At 60.6% G+C, this 19,612-nt stretch carries 16 protein-coding genes; 2 read left to right on the top strand and 14 right to left on the bottom strand.

The annotated features are described in order from the left end of the window. Positions 1-12: 12 nt before the first annotated feature. The 5 genes from DES49_RS10195 to DES49_RS10175 all read right to left on the bottom strand — a co-directional run bounded on the left by DES49_RS10195 (position 13) and on the right by DES49_RS10175 (position 5,105). Complete coding sequence (locus DES49_RS10195) at positions 13-987, bottom strand: alpha/beta fold hydrolase (protein WP_166646057.1); 975 nt, start codon at positions 985-987, stop codon at positions 13-15. Continuing rightward, entirely contained in the window at positions 968-1,852 is an 885-nt protein-coding gene (locus tag DES49_RS10190) for an SDR family NAD(P)-dependent oxidoreductase (RefSeq protein WP_133736300.1), read from the bottom strand. The genes DES49_RS10195 and DES49_RS10190 overlap by 20 nt, the downstream gene beginning before the upstream one ends. Continuing rightward, on the bottom strand, positions 1,849-3,402 hold the full coding sequence (locus DES49_RS10185) for a flavin-containing monooxygenase (protein ID WP_133736299.1): 1,554 nt from the start codon (positions 3,400-3,402) through the stop codon (positions 1,849-1,851). The genes DES49_RS10190 and DES49_RS10185 overlap by 4 nt, the downstream gene beginning before the upstream one ends. 198 nt (positions 3,403-3,600) lie before the next feature. Next, entirely contained in the window at positions 3,601-4,392 is a 792-nt protein-coding gene (gene speD, locus DES49_RS10180; RefSeq protein WP_133736298.1) for an adenosylmethionine decarboxylase, read from the bottom strand. A 293-nt stretch (positions 4,393-4,685) separates the two neighbouring features. Continuing rightward, positions 4,686-5,105: an OsmC family protein gene (locus tag DES49_RS10175; RefSeq protein ID WP_133736297.1), complete on the bottom strand. Its 420-nt coding sequence runs from the start codon at positions 5,103-5,105 to the stop codon at positions 4,686-4,688. Between the two features lie 291 nt (positions 5,106-5,396). On the opposite strand from DES49_RS10175, the gene crp reads away from it, so the two are divergent. Both crp and DES49_RS10165 read left to right on the top strand, forming a co-directional pair. Further along, positions 5,397-6,038 carry a cAMP-activated global transcriptional regulator CRP gene (crp, locus tag DES49_RS10170; RefSeq protein WP_133736296.1) on the top strand — a complete coding sequence of 214 codons (642 nt, stop codon included), beginning with the start codon at positions 5,397-5,399 and terminating at the stop codon, positions 6,036-6,038. Between the two features lie 10 nt (positions 6,039-6,048). Further along, complete coding sequence (locus DES49_RS10165) at positions 6,049-6,663, top strand: glutathione S-transferase family protein (protein ID WP_133736295.1); 615 nt, start codon at positions 6,049-6,051, stop codon at positions 6,661-6,663. Between the two features lie 16 nt (positions 6,664-6,679). Here DES49_RS10165 and DES49_RS10160 read toward each other — a convergent pair whose 3' ends face one another. From DES49_RS10160 to trpE, 9 genes are all read right to left on the bottom strand, one after another. Beyond that, a complete protein-coding gene (locus DES49_RS10160) occupies positions 6,680-9,208 on the bottom strand; it encodes a chemotaxis protein CheB (RefSeq protein WP_133736294.1) in 2,529 nt (842 codons plus the stop codon). A 36-nt stretch (positions 9,209-9,244) separates the two neighbouring features. Continuing rightward, positions 9,245-9,838, bottom strand: coding sequence for a PAS domain-containing protein (locus DES49_RS10155; protein WP_243865013.1), 594 nt, complete (start codon positions 9,836-9,838; stop codon positions 9,245-9,247). Positions 9,839-9,938: 100 nt separating this feature from the next. Continuing rightward, positions 9,939-11,582, bottom strand: coding sequence for an FMN-binding glutamate synthase family protein (locus tag DES49_RS10150; protein WP_133736293.1), 1,644 nt, complete (start codon positions 11,580-11,582; stop codon positions 9,939-9,941). A 76-nt stretch (positions 11,583-11,658) separates the two neighbouring features. Further along, on the bottom strand, positions 11,659-13,950 hold the full coding sequence (locus DES49_RS10145) for a putative bifunctional diguanylate cyclase/phosphodiesterase (RefSeq protein WP_133736292.1): 2,292 nt from the start codon (positions 13,948-13,950) through the stop codon (positions 11,659-11,661). Beyond that, complete coding sequence (locus DES49_RS10140; protein WP_133736291.1) at positions 13,950-15,392, bottom strand: ATPase domain-containing protein; 1,443 nt, start codon at positions 15,390-15,392, stop codon at positions 13,950-13,952. The genes DES49_RS10145 and DES49_RS10140 overlap by 1 nt, the downstream gene beginning before the upstream one ends. A gap of 98 nt (positions 15,393-15,490) precedes the next feature. After that, the gene (trpC, locus tag DES49_RS10135) at positions 15,491-16,294 is read right to left on the bottom strand and encodes an indole-3-glycerol phosphate synthase TrpC (protein ID WP_133736290.1); all 804 of its coding nucleotides are present in this window, start codon (positions 16,292-16,294) and stop codon (positions 15,491-15,493) included. Continuing rightward, the gene (trpD, locus tag DES49_RS10130; protein WP_133736289.1) at positions 16,291-17,331 is read right to left on the bottom strand and encodes an anthranilate phosphoribosyltransferase; all 1,041 of its coding nucleotides are present in this window, start codon (positions 17,329-17,331) and stop codon (positions 16,291-16,293) included. The genes trpC and trpD overlap by 4 nt, the downstream gene beginning before the upstream one ends. A gap of 5 nt (positions 17,332-17,336) precedes the next feature. Next, the gene (locus DES49_RS10125; RefSeq protein ID WP_208297030.1) at positions 17,337-17,930 is read right to left on the bottom strand and encodes an anthranilate synthase component II; all 594 of its coding nucleotides are present in this window, start codon (positions 17,928-17,930) and stop codon (positions 17,337-17,339) included. Between the two features lie 18 nt (positions 17,931-17,948). Then, positions 17,949-19,433, bottom strand: a complete 1,485-nt coding sequence (gene trpE / locus DES49_RS10120; RefSeq protein WP_133736288.1) for an anthranilate synthase component I — start codon at positions 19,431-19,433, stop codon at positions 17,949-17,951. Positions 19,434-19,612 lie beyond the last annotated feature (179 nt).

Below are 19,612 nucleotides of genomic sequence, written 5' to 3'. Positions count from 1 at the left end.
CCGGTTCCGGCGTTACGCCAATGTTTTCCAGAAGTTGCGCACGATACGGGCGCTTCGCAGGGGCGCTTCGAGCATCGGCAGGTGTCCGATGCCCCGCAACACCCTGACCCGGGCATTGGGGAGCAGCGCCCCATAATGATGGGCGCAGGAGACATCGACCACTCGATCCTGTTCGCCCCAGACGATCTGGGTCGGGGCACTCACCCGGTCCAGAAGCCCGGGAACGGGCTCCTCGGGCTGCATCATGTCGGCAAAGATCCGGCGGTTGACCGGTGCCCGCTGCTGCATCTCCGAACCCATTGCCAGTGGCATCAGGCGACTGATCAGCCCCTGGTGCCGGTGGATGGCGATGCGGAACAGCGCCCGTGTTTCTGCCGTTGACGCCGCGATCAATGGGTTTTCACCCTGCAGGAGCTGGGTTTCCATCGGACTGAAACGTGCGCTGCCCATGCCCGCGGCGTTCATCAGTACCAGGCTGCGAACCCGGTCGGGATGGTTGGCGCCCAGGGTTGCCAGGGTGGCGCCCCCCATGGATGACCCGATCCAGTGTGCCGCTGGCAGGGCCAGGCGGCGGGCCCATTCGTCCAGACGCCCGGCCTGTTTCCCGTAGGTGTAGCGGGCCCCGTCGATGTAGTCGCTCTGGCCGAATCCCGGAAGGTCCGGCACATAAAGGGTGATGCCGCGCTTATAAAGGGCCGGCAGCATGCTGAGCCAGTTTTCCTTGCTGGCACCAAAACCATGGACCAGCACCACCGGGGTTCCGTGACCGGAGCCGATTCGCCAGTAGTGCATGCAGTGACCGTCAATCTCGATGCGCTCGGCCCTGATGCCCGGAAGCCAACCGCTCATGGACTGCAACCGTTGCCAGGCATTGCGCCCCGGCTGCCAGCTGCCGGCCAGGGTGGGTAGATCCGCCGTTGCCTTCAGGTACTGCTCGCTGACCTCTTCGAGGGACGCCAGGATGGCCTCATAGGTTGCTGTTTCCATTACTTGCATGGGTTCCGCCCTGTTTTCTGCGGTTCAGTTTCAATGCGGTCGTGACCAGTGTCTGATAGCCCGTGGGCAGCACGCGCTGCATCCAGTCGGCGGCGCGCGCATCGGGCCCGATCAGGACGCGCCGACGGTTCTGGCGCACGCCCTTGAGTATAGCGGCTGCGGCCTGATCCGCCGTGGTCCGGAAAAGCTTCTCGAAACTGGCCTGCATCTGGTCGTTGCTTTCGCCGCCCATCAGGTCCTGGACGCTGTTGTCCATACGCGCGGAACGGGCGATGTTGGTCCTGATGCCGCCGGGGTGAACGCAGGTGGCGGAGACGTTCGCGCCTTCCAGGTCCAGCTCCTGGCGCAGGGATTCCGTAAAGCCACGGACCGCGAACTTGGTCATGTTGTAGGCGCTCATCCCCGGCTGCGAGAAGAGCCCGAAGATGCTGGAGATATTGACGATGTGGCCGCCGTCCTTCGCCTGTTTCAGATGCGGGAGAAAGGCCTTGGTGCCATAGAGGACGCCACGCAGGTTGATGTCCAGGATCCAGTCATAATCGTCGTAGCTGGACCCCTCCACGGAGCCGGCGTGAGCCACGCCGGCATTGTTGATGACCAGGTTGACCCGCCCATGATCCTTGACGACGCTGTCCGCCCACTTGTGGACGGCCTGCTTGTTGGAGACATCAACGTTGGCCGTCGTAACGGTAATGCCATCCGCTTCACACTGCCTGGCGGTTTCTGCCAGCCCTTCCGCGTTCACATCACTCAGGGCCAGATGGCAGCCTTCGCGGGAGAGCGCCAGGGCCAGCGCCCGTCCGATGCCTGATCCTGCGCCGGTAATGGCCGCGACTTTTCCCGAAAATGACTTCATGCAAAGGCTTCCTCTTTTCTATTGGACGCATTGGATGGGGTAGGGGGCGCTGCCTGTTCCTCACGCCACCCCCATTTGTAGGCCGCCGGATCGAACCGACAGGTCTGCTGTGCAAACCGGAAGGTAAAGTCCGGCCACAAGGCCACATTCTTACCCGTTTCCGGATGCAGATACCAGCTGGTGCAGCCTCCATCCGTCCAGATGGAGCCGTCGAGCCGGCTCTGTAGCTTCTCGTTGTACTGGGCCTGCTTGCGGGGTTTGACGTCCACCCAGTCGAGATCCCGCTTCTCCATGGTCTTGAGCGCATCCAGCGCGTACTGGATCTGGGACTCGATCATGTACACCATCGAGTTATGACCAAGCCCGGTATTCGGCCCCATGATCATGAACAGGTTGGGGAAGCCGTGGATGGTGGCGCCCTTGTAGGCCTCGGGCCCTTCACGCCAGACCTCCTGCAGGTCCTGCCCGCCACGGCCCTTGATGAGCCCGTTGGGGACCGGGTCGGTCGCCTTGAAGCCGGTACCGTAGATGATTGTGTCCAGCTCGTGCTCCTGGCCGTCCGCAGTGCGTATCCCCGTTTCCGTGATCTCCTGAATGTCATCGGTGACCAGGTCCACGTTGGGCTTGTCCAGGGCGGGGTAGTAGTTGTTGGACATCAGTACCCGCTTACAGCCGAATTCATAGTCCGGCATGACCTGGCGGCGCAGCACCGGATCACTGATCTGGCTGTGGATGTGGCGCCGGGCAATGACCTTGACGAATCGCAGCAGCTTCGGGTTGATCAGCATGGGCAGTACGCGGGCTTCCAGCATCCAGTACAGTGTCTTGCGCTGCAGTGTCTGGGCCGTCGGCACGCGCCGGAAAAGCGCCCGCTCCCAGGATCGGATGGGCCGGTCCGGCTTCGGCATGATCCAGGGCGCCGAGCGCTGGAAGACCTTCAGGTTGCTGGCCTCTTTCTGCACTTCCGGAACGAACTGGATGGCCGAGGCCCCGGTGCCGATCACACCCACTCGCTTACCGCGCAGGTCATAATCGTGATCCCAGTCCTGGGAATGGAATGCCTTGCCCTGAAAACGGTCGCGACCGGGCACGTTCGGGTAGGTGGGGGTGGAGAGAGCCCCGATTCCGGATACCAGCATATTGGCCGTATAGCGGTTGCCGTGTTCGTCCTGGAGACGCCAGAGAGCGGCATCCTCATCCCATTCAGCCGTGTTGAGAGCGGTGCCGAGGTGGATGTGCGGGCGGATCCGGTACTTGTCGGCGCAGTGCTCCAGATAGGCGCGGATCTCGTCACGCGGCGCGAACATCCGCGTCCATTCCGGGTTGGGTTCGAACGAGAATGAGTACACATGGGACTGCACGTCACAGGCACAACCCGGGTAGTGATTCACGCGCCAGGTGCCGCCGACCCCGTCTTCCTTTTCAAAGATGCGGAAGTCATGTCGGCCTTCCCCCTTGAGCCGGATGGCCATGCCAAGGCCCGAGAATCCAGAACCAATGATGGCAACCCGGGTATGGGTGGCAGCGATTGCGCCTTTCTGTTGGGCCATAGCGGCGTCTCCTGCGTTATCTGTGTATACAACTGTATACAAATGTAGACGAGTGTATACTTGGCTGTAAAGAGGTTGATAGCCAAAATTTACATTAAACGATGTAACTGTAACGCTGGGTATTGACACAATGGCCCCGTGAACGGCGTGCGCCGTCTCCCGGGCGAATCAGGCTTGAGGGGAAGCTGTGGCGGGAGGTCAGGGAAGGTTGCGCGAGTAGAAGATCTCGAGCATTTCCTTCTGGAGGCGTTGATGGATGTCGTCGGCCTCCTGGGGATCAAGGTCACTGGCATTCACGCCGAACACATAGTTGTCCAGGTTGAACTCGCGCAGGATCATCTTGGTGTGGAAGAGGTTATCCTGGTACACGTTGACGTCCATCATCTGGTAGGCCGCGCGGGTGTCTTCGGTCAGGTAGTCCTGGATGGAGCTCATGTCGTGATCGGTGTAATGCTTCTTGCCGTCCACGTCGCGGGTAAAGCCGCGGATCCGGTAGTCGACCGTGACAATGTCTGAATCGAAACTGTGGATCAGGTAATTGAGCGCTTTCAGCGGCGAAATGAGTCCGCAGGTGGACACGTCAATGTCCGCCCGGAAGGTGCTGATGCCTTCGTAGGGATGGCTTTCCGGGTAGGTGTGGACGGTTACATGGCTCTTGTCCAGGTGTCCCACCAGGGTTTCGGGCAGGGGGCCCGGGGAGGCCTCGCTGCTGTGGCCTTCCGGCACTACCTCGTGCTCGGCAATCAGCATGGTCACACTGGCGCCGTGGGGGTCGTAGTCCTGGTGGGCGATATTGAGGATGTTGGCACCGATGATCTTGACCACGTCCGTGAGGATCTGGGTCAGGCGTTCGGCGTTGTACATCTCGTCGATGTAGTCAATATAGGCTTCACGCTGCTCTTCGGTCCGTGCATAACAGATATCGTAGATATTGAAGCACAGGGACTTGGTCAGGTTGTTGAAACCGTGAAGCTCCAGCTTGTTCTCCATCGGCGCGCCTCTTTCGCTCACACTTGGTTAAAGCGGAGTATTATGCCTTTGCCGTGAGGTGCTGAACACCATGATTGTTCTCAGGGATTTCCGAGTCTTCTGGTTTTGTTTGCCGGTTGGTTCCGTGCAGGCTTGAAAGTCGGTGGTATGGCTTTCCGGGAAACGCTATGAATCCATCCCTGGACGCTGCGCTTTCGCCATCCATGGCGAAAGAGCTTCCCTCCAAGCCATACCACCGACTTTCAAGCCCTGAACCTTTCCCGGTAGAGAATCTTGGAGTTTTGAAAATACCCTTACCCATTATGAATGGTGTATTCATGCGTGATTTCAACACCCGCTTTTTCCAGCATGATTGATGCGGAGCAGTAGTGCTCGGCTGAGAGGCGGATTGCGCGCTCGACCTGCTTCTCTTTCAGATTGTTGCCGGTCACGTGGAAATGGATATGAATGCGCGTGAACACCGACGGCACCGTATCCGCCCGCTCCGCCTCGATTTCAGCGCGGCAATCGGTAACGTCCTGGCGCGACTTGTGAAGGATGCTCATGACATCAAAGGATGTGCAGCCGCCAAGACCCACCAGCATCATCTCCATCGGGCGTGCGCCCTGGTTCTGGCCACCGTGATCCGGCGGTCCATCCATCTGGATGTCATGTCCCGAGCCGGTTGTTGCGCGAAAGCTGGCATCGCCAGTCCAGTTGATGGTGGTTTTCATTTGAGCGGCGCTCTCCTCGATATTGAATAAGGTGTGGTCGGGGAGGGGGCGGAGGGAAGCTCTTTCGCCATGGATGGCGAAAGCGCAGCGTACAGGGACGTATTCATAGCGTTTCCCGGAGCCCCCTCCCCGACCACACCGACGGGCACGAACCACGAAGGCTACCACAGAGAAAATCCAGTGTAAGCGCACTGACGACGAAGCGCTTTTCCTGTTCTATACTGTTGTCCATGCGAGGGAGCAGCCCCAGGGGCATGAATGGATACAACCAACAAAGGCAGGATTCAATCTATGAGCAGTGTTGCCAAACCCGTCGATAACAAGACCAAGCATCTGGACTACTTTCTGTCCCAGTGCCACCGCCGGCGGTACCCAGCCAAGAGCACCATCATCTACGCGGGCGACAAGAGTGATTCCCTCTTCTACATCGTCAAGGGTTCCGTCACCGTCATCATCGAGGATGAAGATGGCCGCGAAATGATCATGGCCTACCTCAACGCCGGCGACTTCTTCGGTGAAATGGGTCTGTTCGACAATATGGATTCCCGCAGCGCCTGGGTAAAAGCCAAGACCGAATGCGAAGTGGCCGAGATCAGTTACACCAAGTTCCGGGAAATCTCTACGGAAGACCCCAAGGTGCTGTACTTCATCGGCGAGCAGATGGCCTCGCGCCTGCGCCAGACCACGCGCAAGGTAGGCGACCTGGCTTTTCTGGACGTGACCGGCCGTGTGGCACGCACGCTGCTGGACCTGTGCGAGGAACCGGATGCCATGACCCATCCCGATGGCATGCAGATCAAGATCACGCGCCAGGAAATCGGGCGTATCGTGGGCTGTTCCCGCGAGATGGTGGGCCGGGTTCTGAAAACCCTGGAAGATCAGGGGCTGGTTCAGGTCAGTGGCAAGACAATGGTCGTCTACGGCACCCGTTAACGGAGTTCCAATGAAAATCTATGAAATGAAACGGGCGCCCAACCCGAGGCGCGTCCGGATGTTCATGGCCGAAAAGGGCATCCTCGATAAGGTGGAGTTTGTTCAGCTTGACCTCAGCCAGGGAGAAAACCTGACGCCCGAATTTGCGGAAAAGAACCCCATGAAGAAGGTCCCTGTCCTGGAGCTGGACGAGGGTACCTGCATCTCGGAAACCATGGCCATCTGTCGCTACTTTGAAGAGGTGTATCCCGAGCATCCGCTGCTGGGCCGGGATGCACTGGAAAAGGCGAAGGTGGAGCAGTGGCTGCGGTGGCTGGAGTTCTTCTTCTTCATGCCGACGGGCATGTGCTTTCAGCACACCAGCGGTGTCTTCAAGGATCGCATGAACCCGATTCCCGAATGGGGCGAGGAGTGTCGTAAGGGGGTGGAGAAATTCTTCCACTTCCTCGACAAGCACCTGGAAGGACGCCAGTACATCGTTGGGGACACCTTCACGGCGGCGGACATCAACGCGCTGTGCACCATTGATTTCAACAAGGTGAACAAGATCGGCATCCAGCCTGACCAGACGAACCTGCAGGCCTGGTACGATCGCGTCTCGCAGCGGGAATCCGCGAAGGTCTGACTCTGGGCCGCCCGGGTCAGTGGCTGGATTCCCGGCGAAGCGTTGCCTCAAGCTGCTTCGTTTCGGTGATATCAAGCAGAGTGATCACGACACCGTCGATGACGTTGTCCAGCCGGCGATAGGGCATGATGCGCACGGAAAACCAGCGCTCGTCGTCGGTGGGAACCTGCTTTTCCGACACCGCCAGGGTCCGCAGGGTCTCCGTGGCATCCTCGTGCAGTTCCGGGTAGTCGAGGCTGGATGTCAGGTCGGTCAGGGGGCGCCCGATATCGTTCTCACGCAGGTTGATGATGCCTGAGGCCCGTTCTGTATAGCGACGGACGTTCAGGTCCTGGTCCAGGAACAGGATGGCGATTTCCACGCTGTTGAGGACATTCTGCAGATCGCTCTGGGCCAGTGCGAGGTCATCGAGCTTGGCCTGGAGCTCGCTGTTGATGGTCTGCAGTTCCTCGTTCATTGACTGCATTTCTTCCGTGGACGTCGTCAACTCCTCGTTGCTGGATTGCAGCTCCTCGTTGGTCGACTGGAATTCCTCCTTGGTCGACTGAAGCTCTTCCCGTGTGGCCCGCGCGTCCTCGCGTAGTGTCTCAATCTCGTCGCGGTACTGCTGTATTTCGGCCGCATGTTGAGCATTCTGGTTGGCCGGTGCCGTCGCTTCCCGCTGCCCGTCCTGCGTCAGGGCAATGTCCCGGAAGACCACCATGGTCATGTCTTTCAGTGCCTTGGGGTTGCGGAAGGTCTGGACCGTGACGTCCACAAGCTGGATGCCGCCCGCCGCCGCCACTTCCAGGTTATGCAGCTGCACCGGTTCAACCTGTGTTGCTGCCTGCTTCAGTGCCTGGGACAGTGGCGCGCGCAGTCCATCGCGGACCATGGCGTGAAAGTTCATGTTTGCCTTGCCCGCTGCCGGCTCAAGGTATTTTCCCGTACGCCCGCTGATGTAGAGGATGTCGGCCTCACTGTTGAGAACGACCGCCGCAGGCGCGTAGACCTGGAGCAGTACCTGGTCGGCGGCGGTCTGCAGGTTATCGCTTGTAGGGCTCGGGGGGTTGGAAGAGGCCATGGAAGGCTCCTTGTTCATTACGGACAATGGTGGGAATGATCGTAACAGCAGCTCCGGGTTCTCGGTGGAGACATTGTCGCGGCGCCGGTACGCCCGCGCTCTGGTTTCCAGGAGTGTGAACAGGGATCTGCAGCGTCCGACGGTTTCCGAAGCGCCCAGCAGCAGTATCCCGCCCGGGTTCAGGCTGTAATGGAACAGGGGCAGAAGTCGCCGCTGGAGTGCCGAGTCAAAGTAGATCAGCAGGTTGCGACAGGCAATCAGGTCGAGCTTGGTGAAGGGGGGATCCATCACGACGTCATGCTGTGCAAACATCACCATGTCCCGGATGACGGGTTTGATCTGATAGTGCGTGTTGTGGGCGGTAAAGAATTGAGCCAGTCGTTCGGGCGACACGCGCTCACTGATGGATAACGGATACTCGCCACGGCGGGCCTTGGCGATGGCTTCGGGGCTGATATCCGAAGCAAAGATCTGAATCGTGAATTCATGCCCATCGGGCCGGCGCTGCAGCGCTTCGCTGAACAGCATGGCCAGCGAGTAGGCTTCCTCCCCGGTGGAACAGCCCACCACCCAGGCGCGGAGCTTGCGGTTCTCCCCAGCATTCTCCAGCAACTCGGGCAGGAGGGTGTCGCCCAGGTAGTCCCAGACGGAAAAATCCCGGAAAAACCCCGTAACGCCGATCAGCAGTTCCTGGAACAACAGGTCGGCTTCGTGGCCGTTGTGTCGCAGGAAGGCCGCATAGTCACTGATGGACTGGAGTTCATGGATTGCCGTGCGACGCTCGATGCGGCGGAAGAGCGTGCTGTCCTTGTACAGGGAGAAGTCGTGCCCGGTCCGCTGGTGCAGCAGTTCGATGATGGAATCGAGCGGTGGCTGCGTTTCCTCGCTTTCGACGGCCTGCTCCGACACCTGCGCCACATAGGCCCGTATGCGTTCCGGTATCCTGTCGGGAGGGGCGATGATGTCGGCGTACCCCGAGTCAATTGCGCTGCGGGGCATGGAATCAAACTGGGCCGAATCCGGGTCCTCAGCAATTGTCAGGCCGCCAACTGCCTTGATGGCCTGAAGGCCCAGAGTCCCATCCGAGCCCATGCCGGAAAGGACGACGGCAATGGCGTTTTCGCCACAGGCACTGGCAAGGGAGGAGAACAGAACGTTGACGGGCAGGCGGAGCCCCCGCGGTTCCCGAGGTGGTTCCAGGTGCAGGACATTGTGGCCGATGCTGAGCTCGGTATTGGGAGGGATGACGTAGACACAGTTCGGCTCGATCCTCATATCCTGTCTGACCTCGGATACGGGCAGGCTGCTGACGCGTTGGAGCAGCTCGGATAAAAGGGCCTTCTTGGTGGGATCAAGGTGCTGTATGACGATATACGCCATGCCGGTGTCCGCTGGAGTATGGCTCAGGAACTGCTCCAGAGCCTCCAGGCCACCGGCTGAGGAGCCAATGCCAACGATGCGTGTCTGCGAATGGGTGACCATAAGGCGGGGCCTAATCCATTGGGCTCGTGCCTGGGGTCAGGCGTGTTCGGAAAGGGTGATCAGGAGGGCGTTGCCATCCGGAGCAATGCTGGAGTTGAGCACCAGCGAACGTGAAGCAGTGCCATTGTCGCTTGACTGCACCTCGTAGGGTGCGCCCTTATCCCCGTGGGTCAGTGTGTCCATAAGGCCACTGACGGCCGATTCTGTGCGGGCTCCCAGTACACCCTCCAGGGTGCTGCCCTCCAGTGTTCCGGCGTCCACTCCGAGTAGCTGTGTTGCGGCGGGGTTGGCCTCGCAGATATGTCCATCCAGCGTCACGACAAGGTAACCGACAGGGGCAGCCTCAAAAAGGACCCTGTAATGGGTCAGCAGGTCGGTGGATTCGCGCTCGTTGGCATCAATCTGGGCTTGCTGCAGATCCAGCTCAACCTGGTGCGTCTGCAGTTCATGCAGCAGTTTGAGCCCATCGGAGGCAGTATCCGGGTTGCTGGCGAGCCGATAGAGCAGCGCGAGGGTGTCCGGTTTCAGCGTCCAACCGTTCGTCGGCGGCGCCTTACCGCTTCTCAGCCGGGTTTCCGCGTCCATCCGCAGTTGATCGCCGTGTTTGGGCTCAATCGAGGAATTAGCCAAGTAATCTCCTCTTACATGGGTGGTTCGTCCTTCAATGGTAACCCAGGGAGGTTCTGCGGCATAGTGGATTAAAAGTCCCTCGCCTCGGGATGCCGGGTCCTCAGTGCACCCGGGGTTCCCTCAGCGTCATGATGAAGCCGGGCGGGTCGAAACTGTCCGCCCGGGCAGTGGGCCAGTAGCGCTGGAACAACTGATGCTCCGGGCAGCCGTCGATAAGGGAACCGGGCTCGATGAAGTGATAGAGCTCCCGGTAGGTGCGGATGTCGTTGGCGCTGATCCGGCGCATGATGTGCTCCGGGCCGAATTCCTGGGGGTGGTGGAGCCCGGCCGTGGTCAGCATGTTGCCCAGGGCGGCAATGGTGTTGCGGTGGAAGTTGTAGACCCGCTCGCTCTTGTCGGCCACATCCAGGTTGTCGCCGCGCCGTTTGTTCTGGGTGGCTACGCCGCTGGGGCACCGGTCGGTGTGGCAGTTGAGTGCCTGGATGCAGCCGAGCGAGAACATGAATCCGCGGGCCGCGTTGCACCAGTCCGCGCCCAGGGCCAGGGCCCGGGCCATATGGAAGGCGGAGGTGATCTTGCCGGCTGCGCCGATGGCGACCTTGCCCCGGAGGTTGGTCCCGACCAGGGTGTTGTGAACCAGCAGAAGGCCCTCGCTCAGGGGCTCGCCAATCCGGTTGATGTATTCCAGGGGAGCGGCACCGGTCCCTCCCTCACCGCCGTCCACCACAATGAAGTCCGGGTGTTCACCGGTTTCCAGCATGGCCTTGACCAGTCCAAACCATTCCCAGGGATGGCCGATGGCGAGCTTGAAACCTATGGGCTTGCCGTCTGAGAGTTCCCGCAGCTGGCTGATGAAGTCCATAAGCTCCAGCGGTGTGGTGAAGGCGCTGTGGGATGACGGGGAAACCACATCCTCACCCTCCGGCACCCCCCGGGCCCTGGCGATCTCCGGCGTGACCTTGGCGGCGGGCAGGATGCCGCCGTGGCCGGGCTTGGCCCCCTGGGAGAGCTTGATCTCGATCATCCTGACCTGCTCCAGGCGGGCATTGCGTCTGAATTCCTCCGGGTTGAAGCTGCCGTCCGGGTTGCGGCAGCCGAAGTAGCCGGAGCCGATTTCCCAGACCAGATCCCCACCGGGCTCCTGGTGGTAACGGGAAATGCCGCCCTCGCCGGTGTCGTGGTAGAAACCGCCTTTGTGGGCGCCGGTATTGAGGGCCAGTATGGCGTTGGCGCTGAGTGACCCGAAACTCATGGCGGAGATATTGAGAACACTGACGCTGTAGGGCCGTTTGCAGTCGGGTCCGACCAGTTCGCGGAAATCATAGCTGTCGAGGTGCACGGGCCTCATTGAGTGGTTGAGCCATTCGTACCCCGGGTTGTACATCGCCTGCAGCGAGCCAAAGGGCCGTTTGTCGAGCACGTTCTTGGAGCGGCGGTAGACAATGCTGCGCTGCTCCCGGGAGAAGGGCATGGCTTCGGTGTCCGACTCAATGAAGTATTGGCGGATTTCCGGTCCTATGGACTCCAGGAAGTAGCGGAAATGGGCAAGTATCGGGTAGTTGCGGCTGATTGTATGCCGGCGCTGCAGGATATCCCGTGTTCCCAGTATCGCGAGAGCAGCCAGGATTCCAGGCACCAGGGCCCACCCCGGATGCAGGGTAATCAATGGCAGGGTGGCGATGGATCCGATGATGCTGGCGGCATAGGGCAGGTAACGCAATGGCATGGACGGTGACCGGGACATCGACGTCTCCTTGATGAATGAACAGGATCAGCTTAGGGAATTTGCCGGTTAAAGGGCAATTCCGGGGCATGCTGGATTACATCTGAGGAGGTACGATCGTGGCGCCCTGAAGGAACATTTCCCGCAATTGGGCTTCCGGGACTGGACGGCCAAACCAGAACCCCTGGCCGACGTCGACGCCCTGCTTGCAGAGGTGCTGGTACTGGGCTTCATTCTCGATGCCTTCGGCCACTGTGAGCAGTCCGAAGCTGGCCGCCATCTGGCGGATGATCGGGATCATGGCGTTCCCTTTGCCGGGAGTATTGATCTGGTCGACGAAGCTGCGGTCGATCTTCAGGATCTGGATGGGCATGTGCTGAAGGCGGCTCAGGGACGAGTAGCCGGTGCCGAAGTCGTCGATGGCAATCTGGAAGCCGTGCTCACTGAGTTTATGCATCAGGGACTCGATAGCGCTCGGGTCGGAGGCCACGATGCTTTCGGTCAGTTCCAGCGTGATCCACCGGGGATCAATATAGGGTCGGACCAATTCGAAGAAACGTTCGACATCCCCTTCGGACTGCAGTTGCTTGAGGCTGAGGTTGACCGACATCGTCAGCGGATAGCCCGCGTCGTGCCAGTCGCGCAATTGCCTGGCTGCGGCTTCCAGGATCCAGTCGCCCATGGGCCGGATCAGGCAGGTTTCTTCAGCCAGGGGGATAAAGTTTCCGGGTGACAGCATGCTGCCGTCTTCCTGCGGCCAGCGAACCAGCGCTTCCGTACCGATCACATCCAGGGTCTGCATATTGAAAAGCGGCTGGAAGTGCAGCGCGAGTTCCTCGTGATCAATCGCATGGCGCAGGCGGTTTTCCAGTGACAGGCGCTGCTGGCGTTGCTCCGAGATTGCCGGCGAGTAGAGGTGGCTGATGCCGCCGGTTTTCTTGGCTTCGTACATGGCGATATCCGCCGCCTGAATGATGACGGATGCGTTCTCGCCATGGTCCGGGCACAGGCTGATACCGATGCTGGCGCTCAGGTGCTGTTCGTGATCATCCACCACAAAGGGTGAGTTGAGGCTGTCGATGATGCGGCAAGCCAGACTGCTGGCAAGTTCCTTGAAGCTGTCCGGGTCACGGGGTTTAAGGGGCGCGCTCGTGCGCGGGGCATCGAATATCACCACCAGGAACTCATCACCACCCTGGCGAACGACCAGGTCGGAATCACGGACCGCGCCCTGCAGCCGCCGACTCACCTGAATCAGCACCTCATCTCCGGCGTCGTGGCCGAGGGCGTCGTTGATGATCTTGAAGCCGTCCAGGTCAATGAAAAGAATCGCGGCGGAGGGCGCGCCTCTGGTTTCCTGGTTTTCCAGCAGGTCATCCAGGAAGCTTGTCAGGTAATGCCGATTCGGCAGTCCCGTCAGTGCGTCGGAGAAGGCGAGGCCGCGGATCTCCGCGGACTGGATATCCCGTTCGCGCTGGAAACGGTGCGTGTTAAGAGCGTAGGCCAGGTTGGTGCTGAGGCGCTGAAGAAGCTGACACTCTTCCTGATCAAAGTGGTTGGGGTAGTGGGAACAGATGGCGAGGTATCCCGGCGTCCCAATGTCCACCTGAAGAGGGAGAACAACGCCGGAAGACAGTGTCCGCTCGTCCGCGTTCCCGAATGCTTCCGGGATAAGGCCTTCGTCCTGCAGGTGTTGAACCGGTTGAGGCTTTCCCGTCTCCAGGGCTTCCTTAACGAGGGCCCTGTGGCCATTGGTTGACGCCCATTCAGCGGCCAGAATGTTGGTGTACTCCGCTGATTTGCCCGCTTTGGCAGGGATGTCAGGGAGGGGCGGGAAGCTGATCCAGGCCAGGTCATAGTCTTCCGCCTGAACGATCCGGTGGCAGATCGAGTCAAGTAAGGCGCTTTCGCTTTCAGAACGGACCAGAATCTGGTCGCAGGCGTTGAGAATCTGCAGGGCACCCACTACATCAGAAAGCTCGCGACGGGCCTTTTCCTGGGTGCGGGACAATTGGCGCATGTGCACCAGGTTGTCGATCCGGGCCAGTAGTTCCATTCGGCTGGTGGGGATCCGAAGGATGTCATTGATAGCTGTACCGAGTTCCGCGTGGGAGCGCAGATTGGGGTCACGTCTGCCATCCGAGACCAGGAGTACCGGCAGGATCATGGGGGCATCCTGGGTGCAGAGCTGATGAATCAACGCACTATGACGTTGCAGGGACGCCCGGTCGACAACGATCAGCTCCGGTTCTTCCCAGGCTGCTCCGTCCAGCGCATGCTGCAGCGAGTACTGGTCTCCCACCACGGAATTAATCAAGCGTACGTTGGCAGCACTCTCAATACCCACCGCAATCGTGGGTGTCGTGCGCAGGGCCGAGGATCCCGACATCAGGTAAGACTTCCACGGTCTTCCAGCATTTCCGGCATGCCCGTCAGGATGCCTCTCAAGCTGGTCAGTGGTTCTCCGACCTTGATGCCATCGGCACTGATTCTGAACTCGCGCAGGGTTTTCTCGAAATCGCTGGTACGCTTTTTGAGCACACCGATGGTCTTTCTTATCTCGCCCGACAGCTCCAGATAGCGAAGGAGGATGATGGTATCCGCGAGGTAGCTTACCCCGTTTTCCGTGACCCGCATTTCCGCGCCGGTAATTGAATAGGTTTCGTTGATCAGGAGCACGGTCACTCCCATGTTGACCAGATAACGGCACAGCGCATGCACCCGCTCCTGCAGATCCGCTCCGCGGACGGACTGGCGGTAGCCGGAGAGGCTGTCCAGCAACACCAGGCGTGCGCCTTTCTCCTCCACATCATGGCGAACCATATTGGCCAGCTGGTCGGGGTTGTAATGCAGTGGTTCAATGGCTTCGAATTTCAGGTTGCCTGTTTCCACCATCTGTTGGGCTGGCAGGGAGATTTCTGCACAGCGCCGGAAAAACGTGGAGGCGCTTTCGTCGAAGCTGTACATGACGGAGTATTCGCCGCGGCTGGCGGCCTCCTTCATGTACTGAGCGGCCAGCGTGGTCTTTCCGACCCCGGTGGGGCCGCTCACCAGGGTAACCGTGCCGCGCTCAATGCCCCCGTGGGTCAGTTCGTCCAGTTCCGGGACACCTGAGCTGATGGACTCCAGCGCAAAGCTTCGGCCGTGTTCACCGGGTGACAGTCGCGGGAACAGGGTCAGTCCAGTATCGTGAACACTGTAGAAATGACAGCCTTCAATAAACCCGGAACCGCGCAGTTTCTTGATCTGGCAAAGTCGGCCGTGCTCGGTCAGTTGCAACTCGATGATGCCATCACTCAGGAAGTTCAGGACCGCATCTTCCGTGCTTTTTTCCTGTTCGGCGGTAAACAGGACCGTGGCACCGTCGGCGGTCAGTTTACGCAGCATGGACATGATCTGCTTGCGGTACTGGAACGCGTCAGAGGACAGGAGGCGCATATGGCTGATGGAGTCGATGAAGATCCGGGCGGGGTTCAGTTCCCGGACACGATCAACAATCTGGTCGTGGATGGCCGTTCCCTCCACATCCCAGCTTTCGAGAAGGCTGTAGATGGCGCCATCGTCTTCCGCCCCTCCCGGCGACAGATCCAGTATATCCACATTGTCCAATGAGAGGCCGAGCTTGTCGGCATTCTCCCGTAACTGGGACGCTGTTTCTCCCAGGGTTACGAAAAGACTTTCCCCATCTGTCTCTTCAAGCAGAAAGTGTGTGCCCAGGATGGTTTTCCCGACACCGGCGCCACCGCTGACCAGAAAACTGCGGTTCCGGGGCAGCCCGCCGTCCAGGATTTCGTCCAGGCCCGAGATGCCGGATGAGAGTTTGGTGCTCATAGTTCCATCCAGTTATTGATATTTATCAATTAGCGTAGCACAGGGAAAATAGTCCACCAATTGAGGTGGGAAATACCTTATTTAGGGTTGTTCGTGATTCAGGCGGGGAAAAACAGGTCCGCCAGCTTCTGGCCGGGACTCTGGGAACGCATGAAGGACTCGCCCACCAGAAAGGCATGAATGCCGCGTTTGCGCATGGCGGAAACATCATCGCGGGTATGGATGCCGCTCTCGGTGATGGTCAGTCGATCATCCGGGACGCGTTCGTGGAGATTGAAGGTGGTCTCCAGCGAGACCTCGAAGCTGTGCAGGTCGCGGTTGTTGATGCCGATCAGCGGGCTCTTCACGCGCAGGGCCTCGTCCATTTCCTCGCTGTTGTGGACCTCCACCAGCACATCCATCCCCAGTTCCTGGGCAAGGCCGGCGAGCTCCTGCATCTGGATGGTGGACAGGCAGGCGGCGATCAGAAGGATGCAGTCCGCGCCGGCGATGCGGCTTTCGTGGATCTGGTAGTCATCCACCATGAAGTCCTTGCGCAGGACCGGCAGCGAACAGGCGGCGCGGGCCGCCATCAGGTCGGCTTCCTGGCCCTGGAAGAAGTCCCTGTCGGTGAGCACGGACAGGCAGGCGGCGCCGTGGCGTTCGTAATCCTCGGCAATCGTGGCCGGATCGTAGGGATCCCGGATCACGCCCTTGCTCGGAGAGGCCTTCTTGATCTCGGCGATCACGGCCGGGCCCCCGGCATCGATGTGCCGTTGCAGGGCGGCTGCAAAGCCACGGGTGTCCGGCTGGTGGCGGGCTTCCGCCTTGCACTCATCCGGTGGCAGCCGCAGGCGGCGCTCGGCCACTTCCTCGTGCTTGCGTTCGACGATGCGCTTGAGGATGGTGGGTGTATCGCTCATGCCTGTTGCTCCATGGTCTGGCTCAGCGTTGCCAGCCGGTCCATGCGTTCAAGGGCCGCGCCGCTGGCCATGGCATCGAGTGCCTTGCTGGCGCCGGCTTCGAGGGTATCGGCAAGGTCGGCCGCGTAGAGGGCGGCACCGGCGTTGAGGGCGATCATGTCCCGGGCCAGTGCGGCGCGGCCTTCGGGATTGGGGCCGAGCGCCGCACGGATCAGCTCCAGGGACTCGGTGGCGTCCGCCACCTGGAGGTCCGTGATCGCCTGGGACTTGATGCCCATGTCCTCCGGGCGAATCCGGTATTCCGTAACCTCGCCATTGCGCAGTTCGGCCACGCGGGTATGGCTGGCCAGGCTGATCTCGTCCAGGCCGTCATCGGAATGGACCACCAGGATGTGCTCGCTGCCAAGCCGGCGCAGGACCTCGGCCATGGGCGCACAGAGATCACCGTTGAAGACGCCGATGAGCTGGTGCTTCACGCCCGCGGGGTTGGTCATCGGGCCGAGGATATTGAAGATGGTGCGCATCCCCAGTTCCTTGCGCGGTCCGACGGCGTGTTTCATGGCCTTGTGATGGTTGGGGGCGAACATGAAGCCCACGCCCGTCTCATTCACACAGCGCGTGATCTGTTCCGGGGTCATTTCAAGGCGCAGGCCGGCCTGGTCGAGCAGGTCCGAGCTGCCGCTGCGCGAGGACACCGAGCGGTTGCCATGCTTGGCCACGTGACCGCCGGCCCCGGCGATCACAAAAGTAGCGGCGGTGGAGACGTTGAACAGGTTGGCGCCGTCACCGCCTGTGCCAACGATGTCCACCACTGGCGATGCGTTGATGTTAACGCCGGTGACCAGCTCCCGCATCACCTCCACCGCCCCGGTGATTTCGTCGATGGTTTCACCCTTCATGCGCAGTCCCACCAGGAAACCGCCAATCTGGGCATCCGTGGCCTCGCCCTGCATGATGATGCGCATCACCGCTTTCATCTCGTCCGTGGTCAGGTCCTGCCGTTCGGCCACCTTGGCGATTGCTGTCTTGATGTCCATGGCGCTTATCCCTGGTTCTTCATCTTCAGAAAGTTATCCAGCAGCTCGTGGCCGTGCCGGGTCATGATGGATTCTGGGTGGAACTGCACGCCCTCGATCGCGAGCGACCGGTGCCGCAGCCCCATGACTTCCTCCATGCTGCCGTCGGCATTCTCGGTCCACGCTGTTATCTCGAGGGTGTCCTCGGGCCAATGATCCTTGTCCACCACCAGGGAGTGGTAGCGGGTGGCCTCGAACGGGTTCTCCAGCCCGGCGAAGACACCCTGGCCGAGATGATGGATCATGGAGGTCTTGCCGTGCATGACCTGACCGGCGCGGATAACCCGGCCGCCGAAAACCTGCCCGATGCACTGGTGCCCGAGGCAGACGCCGAGGATCGGCATCTTCCCCGCAAAATGGCGGACCACGTCCAGCGAGATGCCGGCCTGGTCCGGGGAGCAGGGGCCGGGGGAGATCACGATGCGTTCCGGGTTCATTTCCTCGATGTCGCTGAGCGTGATGGTGTCATTGCGGTGGACTTCCACCTCGGCCCCAAGCTCACCCAGATACTGGACCACGTTGTAGGTGAAGGAGTCGTAGTTGTCGATCATTAAAAGCATGGGAATACTCCTCGCCGGTCAGTGGTCGAAATCCGTCAGGGCCATGTCGGCCGCCCGGAAGATGGCGCGGCCCTTGTTCTGGGTTTCCTTCCACTCCAGCCGGGGTACTGAATCTGCCACCACGCCGGCACCAGCCTGGATGTGCAGGGTGTTGTCCTGGATGATGGCGGTGCGGATGGCGATGGCCGTATCCATGTTGCCGCTCCAGGACAGGTAGCCCACGGCGCCGCCGTAGATCCCACGCTTGACCGGTTCCAGTTCGTCCAGGATCTCCATCGCCCGGATCTTGGGCGCGCCACTGAGCGTCCCCGCGGGCAGGGTGGCGCGCAGCACGTCCATGCAGGAGAGCCCTTCCTTCAGGCGGCCGGTGACGTTGGAGACGATGTGCATGACGTGGGAATAACGCTCCACCGTCATCTTATCGGTCAGTTCCACCGAGCCCGTTTCGGTGACCCGGCCGATGTCGTTGCGCCCCAGGTCGATCAGCATCAGGTGCTCGGCGCGCTCCTTGGGATCGGCCAGGAGTTCTTCTTCCAGTGCCTTGTCTTCCTCCTCGGTGGCGCCGCGCTTGCGGGTGCCGGCCATGGGGCGGACCGTTACTTCCTCGTCCTCAACCCGCGCCAGTATTTCCGGCGAGGAGCCCACGATGTGGAAGTCCTTGAGGTTGAGGAAATACATATAGGGCGACGGATTGAGGCAGCGCAGTGCCCGGTAGAGGTTCAGCGGCGGCGCCTCGAAGGCCACGGACATGCGCCGGGACAGCACCGTCTGCATCACATCCCCGGCGAGGACGTACTCGCGGATCTGCTCGACGGCGGCCTCGAAGTTCTCCTGGGTGAAGTCCGAGTGGAAATCCCGTTCGTCGATCCGGCTGTTGCCGGTGTTCGGGGAGACCGGTCCGTTTACCTGCGTCTGGCGCAGGGTGCGCTCCAGTTCGTCGAGCCGCTCCACGGCCGCTTCGTAGGCTCCCTCGTCCGCCGGGTTTACCTGCACGATCAAGTGGAGCTTGCCGCGGAGGTTGTCGAAAACCACCACTTCGTCCGAGACCATCAGCAGGATGTCCGGCGTCCCCAGTTCGTCCGGCGGTGCGGTGTCGTGAAGGCGCGGCTCCACGAAGCGCACGGTGTCGTAACCGAAATAGCCAACGAGTCCGCCGTTGAAGCGGGGCATGTCCGGAAGCTCCGGCGAATGGAAGCGGGCCTGGAAGGCCTCGATGTACGCCAGCGGGTCCTCGGCGGTGATGGACTCGATCACGCCGTCCTCGCTTTCATGCGTTACGTCGTGGCCCGTGACGCGCAGCCGCTCCCGCGCGGGGAGTCCGATGATTGAATAACGGCCCCACTTCTCACCGCCCTGGACGGATTCGAGCAGATAGGAATAGGGCGCATCGGCCAGCTTGAGGTAGGTGCTCAATGGCGTGTCGAGGTCGGCAAAGACTTCCCGGTGAACGGGAATACGGTTATAGCCTTCACCGGCATAGGCGGAAAACTGTTCGGGTGTCATGGTCCTGTCCTGAAAAAAGCATGGGCGTTGTGGAGTCGTGGCTCGGCCACGTCGCGTTCAATGGTGTTCAGTTCACCATCGCCAGCGCGGATTCGCCCAGCGTGCGGGGTGCACGTGTTGGTTTGCTTTCTTCAGTCCGGCTGTCACGTCCGGTCTCCCGATGGTTGGAAACTTGGCTC

This window comes from Halospina denitrificans, assembly GCF_004364635.1.
GTDB classification, from domain to species: Bacteria; Pseudomonadota; Gammaproteobacteria; order Pseudomonadales; family Oleiphilaceae; genus Halospina; species Halospina denitrificans.
This window is presented reverse-complemented; position numbering and strand designations above follow the sequence as displayed.